Here is a 13,547-nt window from a genome sequence, read left to right as displayed (position 1 = left end):
TACCGTAAGTTGATAAAGCGGACTTTTCATAATTAACACGAAAGCTGTCTAGTGGTAGATGGTGTATCCTATATGCCGGGAGTCCATAAAGTGTCTATGGTTAGAATGTGTATATACACTGACGAATCTCTGAATGTACGGTTCTAGACATAAATGCTGTAGAAATGCAGCAGGTGGCAAGTAAGCCACTCGTATGTGTGGGTAAGTAAAAATCTGGCGTTATGAAAACCCATAGCTTGTTACAGGCAAGTTCAAGCATACAGGACCATAGGAGAAACCTAAGGATATATAGAAGGATAGAGAAATTGGAACGTGGAAATCGAAGGATGTGGAGGCATTAACCAGCCGTAGAAACAGTTCAGTATATAAAGGGAATTAACCTATTAAAACTGATTAGCCATTCGAGAGAGTGGAGTCATAGTACCTATGAAACCAAGATAATAATTGGTGGAGGGATAGGCTCTAGTCGGAAATTTCCAAAGCCGATTATTGTAGATGGGGTTAATAATTTTTTTACTGAAAAAATCTTATGCATATACATACATGTTACCCCGTCTAATGATTTGTTTTGGAAAATTCGATAGAACGCCGTGTGAGGTGAAAGTCTCATGCACGGTGTGAAGTGGGGGAAAGGCTAGCGATCCTATCAAAGGCTTACCTATCACTATACCCAGAAAAAGTTCAGAAGTTTTTGGAAACATACCCTAATGTTAGTGCAGCAACATCAGAAGAAGAAATTCTTCATGATTCAACGATTAATCTAGTTGCAAGTGCCAATATCCCAGTGAATCGTGGTCCGTTGGGATTACGTGTCTTAGATGCAGGCAAACACTATTTTGCGGATAAACCTGCTTTTACAACGTTAGAACAAATTGAACAAGCAAAGCAAAAAGTGCAAGAGACCGGTCTAAAATGGGGAATTTATTATAGTGAGCGGTTACATGTAGAAAGTGCCGTTTTTGCAGGTCAGTTAATTGCAGAAGGAGCGATTGGCCGGGTAATATCTGTGATGGGAACAGGACCGCATCGCGCCAATGCCAACAGCAGACCTGACTGGTTCTTTGATCCAGAGCAATATGGCGGGATTCTCACAGATATCGGAAGTCACCAAATTGAGCAATTTTTACATTATGCGAATGCGAAAAGTGCAAAAGTTCTCCATAGCAAGGTTGCCAATTATCATTATAAGCAATACCCAGCATTTCAAGATTATGGCGATGCGACATTGGTTGCAGACAATGGTGCTACGTTCTATTTCCGTGTCGATTGGTTTACACCAGATGGACTTGGGACTTGGGGAGATGGACGTGTTACAATCATTGGAACAGAAGGGTATATTGAAGTCCGTAAATATATTGACATTGCTCGCAGCAACAAGGGCAACCATTTGTATTTAGTGAATGGAGAAGGGGAAAAGCATTTTCAATTATCAGGAAAAGTAGGTTACCCATTTTTCGGAGAATTCATTTTAGACTGCTTAAATGGTACAGAAAATGCCATGACCCAGGAACATGCATTTACTGCTGCTACCCTTTGTGTCGAAGCACAGGAAAAAGCGATAAAAATTGAATAATTCGTATCCTAGATTGTGGGTCTATATATAAACAACTATGTAGAAGTCTAATAAAATATATTTAAGAAAAGTGAGTTAGACAGGAGAAGGATGCAAATAGAAACTTCCTATTAAATATAGGGAGTTTTTTTGCGGAACTTAATAGAATAAAGACTTCTGGCCAGGTATAAGTTGTCACGCTATTGTGGAAATGGTAAGATGTATAGATGATACTAGTTTGAATTTAAGGGAAAATGGGTATTTCGCAATCATTTTTCTTCTATAATATATAGTATATAATTTTAGTTTAAAGATAAACTGGTCATAAAATTGTTTTATATAGATGGAATCCTTAAAAATGTTAACAAAGAAGACAATTATTTTTCATCATTTTTTAATGAAAAAGAGATAGTCTTCCCAATAACTACTGTGATTTCTCATTATAATAGAAAAAGGAGCGTTTTTTAATGCTTGGAATTTTAAATAAAGTATTTGATCAAAACAAACGCGATATTAAGAAATTAACGAAGATTGCCGACAAGGTGGAATTGCTTGCAGATGAAACAGCAGCATTATCGGACGAGCAATTAAAAGGAAAAACGGAAGAATTTAAAGCGCGTTTCCAAAAAGGGGAAACATTAGACGATTTATTGGTAGAAGCTTTTGCCGTAGTTCGTGAAGCTGCAAAACGTGTCCTTGGCCTTTATCCATATCCAGTGCAGTTAATGGGGGGAGCATCCCTGCATGAAGGTAATATTTCTGAAATGAAAACAGGGGAAGGTAAAACGTTAACTGCGACAATGCCTGTGTATTTAAATGCATTATCTGGTAAAGGTGTTCACGTTGTTACAGTCAACGAATATCTAGCTACTCGTGATGCTGCAGAAATGGGACAATTGTACAATTTCCTTGGGCTAACAGTAGGTCTTAACTTAAACGGCATATCTAGAGAAGAAAAGCAAGAAGCCTACCGTGCAGATATAACGTATGGGACAAATAACGAGTTTGGTTTTGACTATTTGCGTGATAACATGGTTCTTTATAATGAGCAAAAGGTACAAAAACCATTATTTTATGCAGTAATCGATGAAGTGGACTCCATTTTAATCGATGAAGCACGTACACCACTTATCATTTCTGGTTCTGCTCAAAAATCAACACAGCTTTATGTTCGTGCCAATATCTTTGTAAGCAGCTTAAAACCAGAAAAAGATTATACGTATGATGAAAAAACAAAAGGTGTTCAATTGACGGAAGAAGGGATGTCAAAAGCAGAGCGTGTTTTCCAAATTGAAAACCTATTTGACGTTTCCAATGTTGCCATTAACCATCATATTACCCAAGCGTTAAAAGCACATGCTAGCATGCATAAAGATATAGATTATGTTGTTCAAGATGGCGAAATTGTTATTGTTGACCAATTTACTGGCCGTCTCATGAAAGGCCGCCGTTATAGCGATGGCTTGCATCAAGCAATTGAAGCAAAGGAAAATTTAGAAATTCAAAATGAAAGCATGACCCTAGCAACCATCACATTCCAAAACTATTTCCGTATGTACGAAAAACTTGCGGGGATGACTGGTACTGCGAAAACGGAAGAAGAAGAATTCCGCAACATCTATAATATGAACGTTGTTGTTATTCCGACAAACCGTGAGATTGTTCGTGATGATCGCCCTGATTTAATTTACGCTTCTATGGACGGGAAATTCCGAGCAGTAGGAGAAGACATTGCAGAGCGCCACAAAAAAGGACAACCAGTACTTGTTGGTACTGTTGCAATTGAAACATCTGAAATCATTTCGAAGTACTTATCGAAAAAAGGAATACCACATAATATCTTGAACGCGAAAAACCATGAAAGAGAAGCAGAAATTATTGCAACTGCCGGAGAAAAAGGCTCTGTTACGATTGCCACAAATATGGCTGGTCGTGGTACAGATATTAAACTTGGCGAAGGGGTAAAAGAACTAGGTGGTTTAGCAGTTATCGGTACAGAGCGTCATGAAAGTAGACGTATTGATAATCAGCTCCGCGGACGTTCTGGTCGTCAAGGAGACCCGGGGGTAACACAATTTTACTTATCCATGGAAGATGAATTAATGCGCCGTTTCGGTTCTGATAATATGAAAAATATGATGTCAAGACTAGGAATGGACGACTCCCAGCCTATTCAAAGCAAGATGGTATCTCGTGCTGTAGAATCTGCCCAAAAACGTGTAGAAGGAAATAACTTTGATTCACGTAAACAATTACTACAATATGATGATGTGCTTCGTCAACAACGTGAAATTATCTATTCACAACGTAATGAAGTATTAACTTCTGAAAATCTGCGCTCCATTGTGGAAAATATGATTAAATCATCATTAGAGAGAAATGTCCAAGCGCATACTCCTGAAAATGGCGACAGAGAAAGCTGGGATCTTCAAGCAATTGTGGATTATGTGAATGGAAATCTTCTTAATGAAGGCGATGTACAAGTAAGTGATCTTCGTGGAAAAGAAAGCGATGAAATCGTTGAATTCATTTTTGCGAAAGTACTACAAAGCTATGATGAAAAAGAGGAGAAGCTTTCTGCTGAGCAAATGCGCGAATTTGAAAAAGTTATCGTGCTTCGTGCAGTAGATAGCAAGTGGATTGACCATATTGACCAAATGGACCAATTACGTCAAGGTATCCACCTTCGTGCATATGGGCAAATCGATCCTCTTCGTGAATACCAATCAGAAGGATTTGCCATGTTTGAAGCAATGGTTATTGCTATTGAAGAAGACGTCGCAAAATACATTATGAAAGCAGAAATCCGCAATAATCTTGAAAGGGAAGAAGTGGCAAAAGGCCAAGCTGTAAACCCTAAAGAAGAAGGCGGAGAGAAGAAACCAAAGAAAAAGCCAGCAGTAAAACAATTAGACATCGGCCGCAATGCACCATGTTTCTGTGGAAGCGGAAAGAAATATAAAAATTGCCACGGTGCAAATTTGTAATATAGTTTTGTGAGAGGTCTATCTCTTCCTTTTTGGAAGAGATGGGCTTTTTTTATGGCTTGGGGAGGATGGATGGGAGGGGGGGAAGTAGGAGTGGGGGAGTTGCAGGTAAGGTGGGGAGTCGCAAGAATGGTTGGGGGTTGCAAGTAAGAGTACGAAAGTTGCAAATAAGAGTGGGAGAGTTGCAAGTAAAAGTAAGAAAGTCGCAAGTAAGGTGGGGAGTTGCAAGTAAAAGTAGGAAAGTCGCAAGTAAGAGTGCAAGAGTTGCAAGTAAAAGTAAGAAAGTCGCAAGTAAGGTGGGGAGTTGCAAGTAAAAGTAAGAAAGTCGCAAGTAAAAGTACAAAAGTCGCAAGTAAGAGTGCAAGAGTTGCAAGAAAGGTGGGGAGTCGCAAGTAAAAGTGCAAAAGTCGCAAGTAAGAGTGCAAGAGTCGCAAGTAAAAGTAAGAAAGTCGCAAGTAAGGTGGGGAGTTGCAAGTAAAAGTAGGAAAGTCGCAAGTAAGAGTGCAAGAGTTGCAAATAAAAGTGTCAAAGTCGCAAGTAAAAGTACAAAAGTCGCAAGTAAGGTGGGGAGTCGCAAGTAAAAGTACGAAAGTTGCAAGTAAGGTGGGAAGTTGCAAGTAAGAGTAAGAAAGTCGCAAGTAAGAGTGCAAGAGTCGCAAGTAAGAGTAAGAAAGTCGCAAGTAAGGTGGGGAGTTGCAAGTAAAAGTACGAAAATCGCAAGTAAGAGTGCAAGAGTTGCAAGTAAGGTGGGAAGTTGCAAGTAAAAGTAAGAAAGTCGCAAGTAAGAGTGCAAGAGTTGCAAGTAAGGTGGGAAGTTGCAAGTAAAAGTAAGAAAGTCGCAAGTAAGAGTGCAAGAGTTGCAAATAAAAGTGTCAAAGTCGCAAGTAAAAGTACAAAAGTCGCAAGTAAGGTGGGGAGTTGCAAGTAAAAGTAAGAAAGTCGCAAGTAAGAGTGTAAGGGCCGCAAGTAAGAGTACGAAAGTCGCAAGTAAGAGTGCAAGAGTCGCAAGTAAAAGTACGAAAGTTGCAAGTAAAAGTACAAAAGCCGCAAGTAAAAGCAGGGAAGTCGCAAATAAAAGTACCAAACTCGCAACTAACCCCATCAAATCCACAATCAAATTCCTTCTTCACTATTAAATTAACCGGAAAGCATGCATTTTTTTTCAAAAAGCCATATAATACATAAAGGAAGTAGAAAACTACTTAGAACTATAATTTATATAAAGGGTGACATTAATTAATGGAATTAGCAGATATTCGTAATGAGTTAGAGAAGATAAATGTAACACTAGAAAACTTTAGGGGGTCTCTTTGACTTAGAAAACAAAGAGGCACGTATTGCTATGTTAGAAGATGATATGCTTCATCCCGATTTCTGGAATGATCAGCAGGCGGCACAAACTGTAATTTCAGAAAGCAATGCATTAAAGGATCAAGTTCATGAGTTCCATAAATTAGTGGAAGCATTTGAAAATCTTGAATTAACATATGAACTAGTCAAAGAAGAAGATGATGCTGAACTTCGTGCGGAATTAGAAGAAGAACTTTCAGAATTAGTTGATCGTTTAAGCCAGTTTGAATTAAATTTATTATTAAGTGGCCCATATGATAAAAATAATGCTATCTTGGAACTTCATCCAGGTGCAGGTGGAACAGAGTCTCAAGACTGGGGAAGTATGCTTTTACGTATGTATACTAGATATGCGGAGAAAAAAGGATTTAAAGTGGAAACCTTGGACTATTTACCAGGAGATGAAGCTGGAATAAAGAGTGTAACGCTAGCGATTAAAGGACATAACGCATACGGATACTTAAAAGCAGAAAAAGGTGTTCATCGTCTCGTACGTATTTCTCCGTTCGATTCTTCAGGTCGTAGACATACAAGTTTTGTTTCTTGTGATGTAATGCCTGAATTTAATGATGAAATTGAAATTGAAGTGCGTACAGAAGACTTGAAAATTGATACGTATCGTGCAAGTGGAGCCGGTGGTCAGCATATTAATACCACTGACTCAGCTGTTCGTATTACACATATCCCAACAGGCGTTGTTGTTTCATGTCAAACAGAACGTTCACAAATTAAAAACAGAGAAACAGCAATGAAGATGTTAAAAGCGAAATTATACCAACGCAAAATTGAAGAACAAGAAGAAAAGCTTGCAGAAATTCGTGGAGAGCAAAAGGAAATTGGCTGGGGAAGCCAAATCCGCTCATACGTTTTCCATCCATATTCCATGGTAAAGGATCATCGTACCAATACAGAGGTAGGAAATACACAATCCGTTATGGATGGTGACCTAGATATCTTTGTTAATGCTTATCTTCGTTCAAAAATTAATAAAGGGTAATAAATAAATGTAGTCATCACTTAGTGGTGGCTATTTTTTTGAAAAAATGTTCGGTCTATATTCTCTATTAAATAATATATTTAAAAAGGACAGGCTAAGGAAAACGAAATGATGATTTACGAGGTAAAACGAAGGATAGGTGTATCAATATTTTTTTCTACCAAGAATCTTACCAAAAGGAGGAATTTCATGGAAATAATCATTGCTATTATATTAGGGATAGTAGAAGGATTAACAGAGTTTGCCCCAGTTTCATCAACAGGACATCTTATATTAGTAGCACATTTGCTGGAATTTACAGGTGAAAAAGCAAAGACATTTGAAATTATTATTCAATTAGGAAGTATTCTTGCAGTCATTTTTGTGTTTTGGAGACGAATTCTAAGCATCATTGGAATCAATAAATGGCAAAAAGAAGAGAAGAATATAGGAACGTTAAGCATTGTCCATATTGCGATTGGAATAATCCCTTTTGGAATAGGTGGCGTTCTATTTTATGATTTCATAAAAGAAGTACTTTTTCGCTCAGGAACGGTTGTCATTACTCTTATCATTGGAGGACTGTTAATGCTTGCAGCAGAGAGATGGAAGCCACAAAAGCCAATAGCAGAAACGCTGGACCAAGTTACATATAAACAAGCTTTTGCAGTAGGAATGTTTCAATGCTTTGCATTAGTTCCGGGATTTTCCCGCTCTGGAGCTACCTTATCTGGGGGCTTGCTTGCTGGGATGAGCCATAAAACAGCATCAGAATTTACATTTATTATGGCCATTCCTATCATGGCAGCGGCAACAGGAAAGGACTTAATGGAAAGCTGGCACTATTTATCTCCTGATGATCTCCCTCTTTTCTTGACTGGCTTTTTCACAGCCTTTATCGTTGCATTAATTGCTATTAAATTTTTCTTGCAGTTGATTAATAAAATTCAACTAGCTCCCTTCGCTTATTATCGTTTCGGACTTGCCATCCTCTTTTGGATTTTTATTTTATAACATGCAAGACCTCGCCAATTTTTAGCGAGGTCAAAACCTCTTATTTCATCGCTTTACCACGCTAATTTGCCACCATTTACACTTCAAAAATAAGATGATATACTCTCTGCTTGGGAAGAATCAGTTCGTTTTTTATGGAATTATTTATTCATGTCAAAAATGGGAGGGAAAGCTAATCTATCCCTCTATTTCATTTTGGTTTTTTCTATAAAAAATTTGCTGAAACATGAAAATGATGTCATATTTTTGATTACGCTTTTTGCGATTATTGCATAATAAAAAGTGATTGTCGAATAAGAACGCCAATGGAATGTGACAGAAACTGACAAGAAAACAGGGGTGTAAAGAATGAAGCTGCGCGAATATATATACGTGCTACTAGGGTCGGCAATTGTCGCTTTATCCTTTAATTTGTTTTTACTGCCTAATAATATTGCTTCTGGTGGAGTAAGTGGGATAAGCACCATTACTAAGTCTGTGTTTCAGTGGGAACCTGCTTATGTGCAATGGGCATTTAATATTCCATTATTTATTCTAGGCGTCCTATTATTAGGGAAAAACTTTGGGGCGAAAACGTTGGTAGGGACAGTGTTTTTACCATTTGTTGTTTATCTTTCAAGAGGATTGGATCCATGGACAAATGAACCATTATTAGCGGCTCTCTATGGCGGGATAGGAATTGGTCTTGGAATAGGAATTGTCTTTAGAGGAAAAGCATCCACAGGAGGTACCGATTTAGCCGCACAGATAATAAACAAATATACAGGTATTTCATTAGGAAAATGTGTAGCACTAATTGATGGGGTTATCGTAATAACAGCTTCAATCGTGTTTAGTATAGAACAGGGTTTATATGCATTGATTGCATTATTTGTAACAAGCAAAACGATTGATCTTGTCCAAGTAGGTTTTGGCAGCTCAAAAATGGCGCTAATTATTACAGATAAGCAAGATGAAGTAAGGGAAGGAATTTTAAATAAAATTGATCGTGGTGTAACTAGACTAACGGCACATGGTGGTTATACAGATTCAGAAAGACCAATTTTAATGTGTGTGGTAGACCAATCGCAATTTATGAAGCTCAAGCAATTAGTGAAATCCATTGACGAAACGGCTTTCGTTGTTGTGACAGACGCTTCAGAGGTATTAGGAAGAGGATTTAAATAAGCTGTTTGTGCTGAGAGAGAATATTTGTTTAGTGTTGATTCATTTATTTTTATAATGAATCAAGACGAAAAACAGATATTCTCTTTTTTATTTGGATGGAAAGAGGAAGACTTTTATAAAATTCTTATTAATGAATTTGTCGAAATTTCTGTTTGAATAACCCTCTAAGTTTTGTGGATATTTTGTGTCTAATCAAAAAAACATTTGAATATGTAAATAATTCCAATAATATTTTCTAATATTAGGTATATAATACTATTTATCATAAAAAATGAAGAAAAAAAAGGGGAATTGGGTCGATTTGTAGTACTATAATAATAGAATATGCGGATGTGAAATGAAATCAATAGTACTTTATGTCATTATTGAAAAGAAAATGTAATAATTTTTTACGTTAATTTGACGGATTATGATGATATAATAGCTTAAGTAAGTTAAGGGACAGGCTGTGCAAAATGACAGTTGTCACTTTTAGTCGGTTGAAAGTTGTCGAATTTTGGTTTTTGAATCATATGGAAAATAGAAGGAATAGTTTTAGGGAAAACTAAGCTTATTACCAGAGGATAAATTCATGAACCACATCACTTCCAAATACACTTCTGTGATTCGTTTATGTTTTCAAACTGCCTCTTCGCTTTTTCCATAATCCATACAAAAAATTACTCAGGTGTGATAATAGATGATAGAAATGAAGAATGTAATGAAGAAGTATGCTAACGGTGTAATAGCCGCTAATGGGATAAATGTTAGGATAAATCAAGGTGAATTTGTCTATGTTGTAGGTCCAAGTGGTGCAGGTAAATCAACCTTTATTAAAATGATGTATCGTGAGGAAAAGCCTACAAAAGGAAGTATTCGAATTAACGGAATCAATTTAGAAAAATTAAGAGACAAAAAAGTTCCATTATTAAGAAGAAACATGGGAGTTGTCTTTCAGGATTTTAAGCTTCTTCCTACACTAACTGTTTTTGAAAATGTTGCCTTTGCATTAGAGGTTATTGAAGAAAATCCTAAATATATAAAGAAAAAAGTTATGGAGACTTTAGAATTAGTCGGACTAAAGCATAAAGCAAAGATGCTTCCAACAGAATTATCTGGTGGAGAGCAACAACGTGTGTCGCTTGCACGTTCCATTGTAAATTCCCCGAAATTAGTGATTGCTGATGAACCAACAGGGAATTTAGATCCTGAGACTTCATGGGAAATTATGAATATTTTTGAAACAATAAATAATAGAGGTACAACAATTGTAATGGCTACACATAATCGTGAAATCGTAAATACGATTAAGCATCGTGTTATTGCTATTGAAGGCGGCAGAATTGTACGTGATGAAACGAGAGGTGAATACGGATATGAAGGCTAGAACAGTAGCTAGACATACAAGAGAAAGTTTCAAAAGCCTTCTTCGTAACGGTTGGATGACATTTGCCTCTGTCAGTGCGGTAACAATCACATTGATTCTTGTTGGTGTATTTTTCATCATTATGATGAATTTAAATCATTTGGCGACTTCCATAGAGGAAAATGTTGAAATTAGGGTTCATATTGATGTAGCAGCAACAGAAGAAGAACGAAATACCTTAGAAGAGGAAATAAAGGCTATACCAGAAGTAGGTAGTGTTACATTTTCTCCTAAAGGGGAAGAATTAGATAATTTAATTAGTAGTCTTGGGGAAGATGGAGATGCATTTAAACTATTCGAACAGGATAACCCATTAAATGATGTCTTTGTTGTCAAGACGAAGGATCCACAAGATACACTAGCTGTAGTAGATAAGATTGAGAAGTTTGAACATGCTGCGAAGGTAAGGTATGGACAAGGAACCGTTGAAAAACTTTTTAGTGCGATTGACATGAGTAGGAATGTAGGAATCGTACTAATTATTGGATTGCTATTTACAGCAATGTTCCTTATCTCCAATACGATTAAAATTACGATTGTAGCAAGAAGAAAAGAAATTGAAATCATGCGTTTAGTAGGTGCAACTAACTGGTTTATCCGTTGGCCATTTTTCCTAGAAGGTATGTGGCTGGGGATAATCGGCGCCATCATTCCAATAGCAGCAGTTAGCGCAATTTATTATTATGCGTATCAGTATTTAGTTGAGAAACTAGCAGGAAGCTATTTGGAAATTTTAGATTTCTCTCCATTTGTATACCAAGTTGGTGGAATACTACTTCTAATGGGAGCAATTATTGGAATTTGGGGTTCTGTAATGAGTATTCGCAAGTTTTTAAAAGTGTAAGTTTGTCGTTGATAATAAAATTAGTCTTATGGTCAATAGCTTGGAGAACGGGAATTAGAGTGCTTCAAGCTATTCTATTTGGAAAAAACAGAGAGAAAGCAACAAATTTACCAAGTTTACATATTGGTATACGGGGAAGGGAGCTTAACTAGATGAAAAAGAAAGTAGCAAAATTAACACTTGTATCTGCATTAAGCATAAGCAGTATCGTCGCATATACTGCCACTACATCACCTGCATATGCTCAAACTTCACTTAATGAGCTGAATGAGGAAAAAAGTAATATTGAGAATAAGCAAAATGACGTAAAATCAAAATTAAATGATTCTAGTAATAAATTAAGTGATATCCATTCAGAACAAGAATCAGTAGAAACAGAGATTCAAAGATTAAATACCTCTATTTCAAGTACACAAGTGAAAATTACCGAGAAAAAGGAACAAATTTCTACTACAAAAGAAGAAGTGGAAAAATTAGAGAAGCAAATTAAAGAAGTGACAGCAAGAATTGAAAAACGAAATGAATTATTGAAGGAACGTGCAAGATCTTATCAGCAAACAGGTGGGATGGTTAATTATCTGGATGTGTTAATGGGGTCACAAAGTTTTAGTGATTTTATTGATAGAGTTGGGGCTGTAGCAACAATTGTAGAAGCCGATCAATCAATAATTAAAGAGCAAGAGGCGGATAAAAAGTTATTGGAACAATCACAAGCAGATCTAAAGTCGAAATTAAATTCCCTTGAAACAATGCTTGATGACCTAGAAACGTTAAATTCTAAGCTGAATTCTGAGAAAAAAGAAAAAGATACATTAATGGCTCAATTGAACGAAGAGGAAAATCATGTTCAGGCAGAAATGCTTTCCTTAGAAGAAGAAGAACAGCTGCTAAAAGATCAAGAAGTAGCAATGGAAAAAGCGATACAATTAGAAAAGGAAAGACAAGCTGAATTAGCAAGAAAAGCAGCAGAAGCCAAGGCTGCTGCTGAAAGAACAGCTGCACAAAAAGCTTCAAGCTCTAAATCATCTAGTTCGAAAACAGCAACTTCAACTAGCTCATCAAGCGGAAATACTTCCCAAAGTGTTTCTAAGCCATCTACTTCTGTATCATCTGGCAATTTCACTCGCCCAGCAGGAGCAGGCTATTTATCTTCAGGTCTTGGACAACGTTGGGGTACTTTCCATGCTGGTGTTGATATAGCGGCTACAGGTACGGTACCTATTTATGCTGCTGCAGATGGTGTTGTCATTAGTTCTTATCCTTCAGATAGTTATGGACAAGTTATTTTTATTAGTCATTACATTGACGGACAGGAATATACAACAGTCTATGCTCATATGAGAAAGGGTAGCCGTCTTGTAAACGCTGGAGATACTGTTTCAAAAGGACAGCGTATCGGTACAATGGGTAATACTGGTGATTCTACTGGTCAGCATTTGCATTTCGAATTGCATAAAGGTCCATGGAATCCAGCAAAATCAAATGCTATTAATCCAATTGGGATTGTTCCATTGTAAAAAATATGGTAGTAATAGTTTATCCGAAATATGGAGAATTAAACATGAAATAAGATATATCATCTTCGAGTGGAAGACTTTCCTATTTCTCCTAAACTCAAGTTTATGATGGCGCTCATTTTAAATGGAGCGCCATTATTTTTTTTTATTCAGAGTGGCGATAAGCGGAAAATCGAGTTGCTACAGAAAGTAATAATTTGTATGCTATAATGGGAGCAAAGTTCTGTAATAATAAAGGGGTAAGAATATAGATGAGCGAATTGAATGATAAAAAGGAATCAATAGATCCAATCGATCAAAATAAGCTAGAGTTGGATGAAGAAACACTGTTTATTGTTTCTCAAACGTTTAAAGCACTTTCTGACCCTACAAGGATAAAAATTCTTCATTTATTATCAAAAAAACAGCATTCCGTAAATGAAATTGCCGAAAGTTTGAATATGCTCCAATCCACTGTTTCCCATCAACTTCGGTTTTTAAAAAATTTACGATTAGTAAAATATAAGCGAGAAGGTACAACAATGATTTATTCTTGTGATGATGAACATGTAATGGGCGTATTAAAACAAATGATTGATCACGCAAGACATCATTAATTTGCATGTAATGTAGTTTAAAGTGATTTTTATGAATTCAATCGATAGTCTTTAAAAGGAATAAGGATATTTAAATAATAATAAAGCATACTAGAAGAAACGGGTATCTATGATATCTGTTTCTTCTTTTTAACATAAA

Annotated in this window: 14 protein-coding genes; all 14 read left to right on the top strand. The window is 36.6% G+C overall.

Going from position 1 to position 13,547, the window contains the following annotated elements; genetic code table 11:
• Positions 1 to 622 precede the first annotated feature (622 nt).
• On the top strand, positions 623 to 1,573 hold the full coding sequence (locus tag QQZ16_RS00455; RefSeq protein ID WP_235252074.1) for a Gfo/Idh/MocA family protein: 951 nt from the start codon (positions 623 to 625) through the stop codon (positions 1,571 to 1,573).
• A 446-nt stretch (positions 1,574 to 2,019) separates the two neighbouring features.
• Entirely contained in the window at positions 2,020 to 4,539 is a 2,520-nt protein-coding gene (gene secA / locus QQZ16_RS00450; protein WP_031540544.1) for a preprotein translocase subunit SecA, read from the top strand.
• Positions 4,540 to 4,652: 113 nt separating this feature from the next.
• On the top strand, positions 4,653 to 4,853 hold the full coding sequence (locus tag QQZ16_RS00445; RefSeq protein ID WP_284560965.1) for a hypothetical protein: 201 nt from the start codon (positions 4,653 to 4,655) through the stop codon (positions 4,851 to 4,853).
• Positions 4,844 to 5,017, top strand: coding sequence for a hypothetical protein (locus tag QQZ16_RS00440; protein ID WP_284560964.1), 174 nt, complete (start codon positions 4,844 to 4,846; stop codon positions 5,015 to 5,017). The genes QQZ16_RS00445 and QQZ16_RS00440 overlap by 10 nt, the downstream gene beginning before the upstream one ends.
• Entirely contained in the window at positions 5,008 to 5,160 is a 153-nt protein-coding gene (locus QQZ16_RS00435) for a hypothetical protein (RefSeq protein WP_284560963.1), read from the top strand. The genes QQZ16_RS00440 and QQZ16_RS00435 overlap by 10 nt, the downstream gene beginning before the upstream one ends.
• Positions 5,151 to 5,303 (top strand): hypothetical protein, encoded by a 153-nt coding sequence (locus QQZ16_RS00430; RefSeq protein WP_284560962.1) that lies wholly within the window; start codon positions 5,151 to 5,153, stop codon positions 5,301 to 5,303. The genes QQZ16_RS00435 and QQZ16_RS00430 overlap by 10 nt, the downstream gene beginning before the upstream one ends.
• Positions 5,304 to 5,354: 51 nt before the next feature.
• Entirely contained in the window at positions 5,355 to 5,675 is a 321-nt protein-coding gene (locus tag QQZ16_RS00425) for a hypothetical protein (protein ID WP_284560961.1), read from the top strand.
• A 103-nt stretch (positions 5,676 to 5,778) separates the two neighbouring features.
• Positions 5,779 to 6,886, top strand: a protein-coding gene (prfB, locus tag QQZ16_RS00420; RefSeq protein WP_109769268.1) for a peptide chain release factor 2 whose coding sequence is annotated in 2 segments (ribosomal slippage) — positions 5,779 to 5,850 and positions 5,852 to 6,886 — 1,107 coding nt in all. Because the reading frame shifts where the segments join, the coding sequence is not laid out codon by codon here.
• A 189-nt stretch (positions 6,887 to 7,075) separates the two neighbouring features.
• Positions 7,076 to 7,879, top strand: coding sequence for an undecaprenyl-diphosphate phosphatase (gene bacA / locus QQZ16_RS00415; RefSeq protein ID WP_031538574.1), 804 nt, complete (start codon positions 7,076 to 7,078; stop codon positions 7,877 to 7,879).
• A gap of 348 nt (positions 7,880 to 8,227) precedes the next feature.
• Positions 8,228 to 9,046: a YitT family protein gene (locus QQZ16_RS00410; RefSeq protein ID WP_284560960.1), complete on the top strand. Its 819-nt coding sequence runs from the start codon at positions 8,228 to 8,230 to the stop codon at positions 9,044 to 9,046.
• 679 nt (positions 9,047 to 9,725) lie between these two features.
• Complete coding sequence (ftsE, locus tag QQZ16_RS00405; RefSeq protein WP_031538572.1) at positions 9,726 to 10,412, top strand: cell division ATP-binding protein FtsE; 687 nt, start codon at positions 9,726 to 9,728, stop codon at positions 10,410 to 10,412.
• On the top strand, positions 10,402 to 11,295 hold the full coding sequence (gene ftsX, locus QQZ16_RS00400) for a permease-like cell division protein FtsX (protein WP_031538570.1): 894 nt from the start codon (positions 10,402 to 10,404) through the stop codon (positions 11,293 to 11,295). Before ftsE ends, ftsX begins: the two co-directional genes overlap by 11 nt.
• A 152-nt stretch (positions 11,296 to 11,447) precedes the next feature.
• On the top strand, positions 11,448 to 12,812 hold the full coding sequence (locus tag QQZ16_RS00395) for a murein hydrolase activator EnvC family protein (protein ID WP_109769267.1): 1,365 nt from the start codon (positions 11,448 to 11,450) through the stop codon (positions 12,810 to 12,812).
• 251 nt (positions 12,813 to 13,063) lie between these two features.
• A complete protein-coding gene (locus QQZ16_RS00390) occupies positions 13,064 to 13,408 on the top strand; it encodes an ArsR/SmtB family transcription factor (protein ID WP_031538566.1) in 345 nt (114 codons plus the stop codon).
• The last annotated feature ends 139 nt before the right edge of the window (positions 13,409 to 13,547 follow it).

This window comes from Bacillus sp. T2.9-1 (assembly GCF_950097965.1).
In the GTDB taxonomy this organism is placed as follows: Bacteria; Bacillota; Bacilli; order Bacillales; family Cytobacillaceae; genus Niallia; species Niallia hominis.
This window is presented reverse-complemented; position numbering and strand designations above follow the sequence as displayed.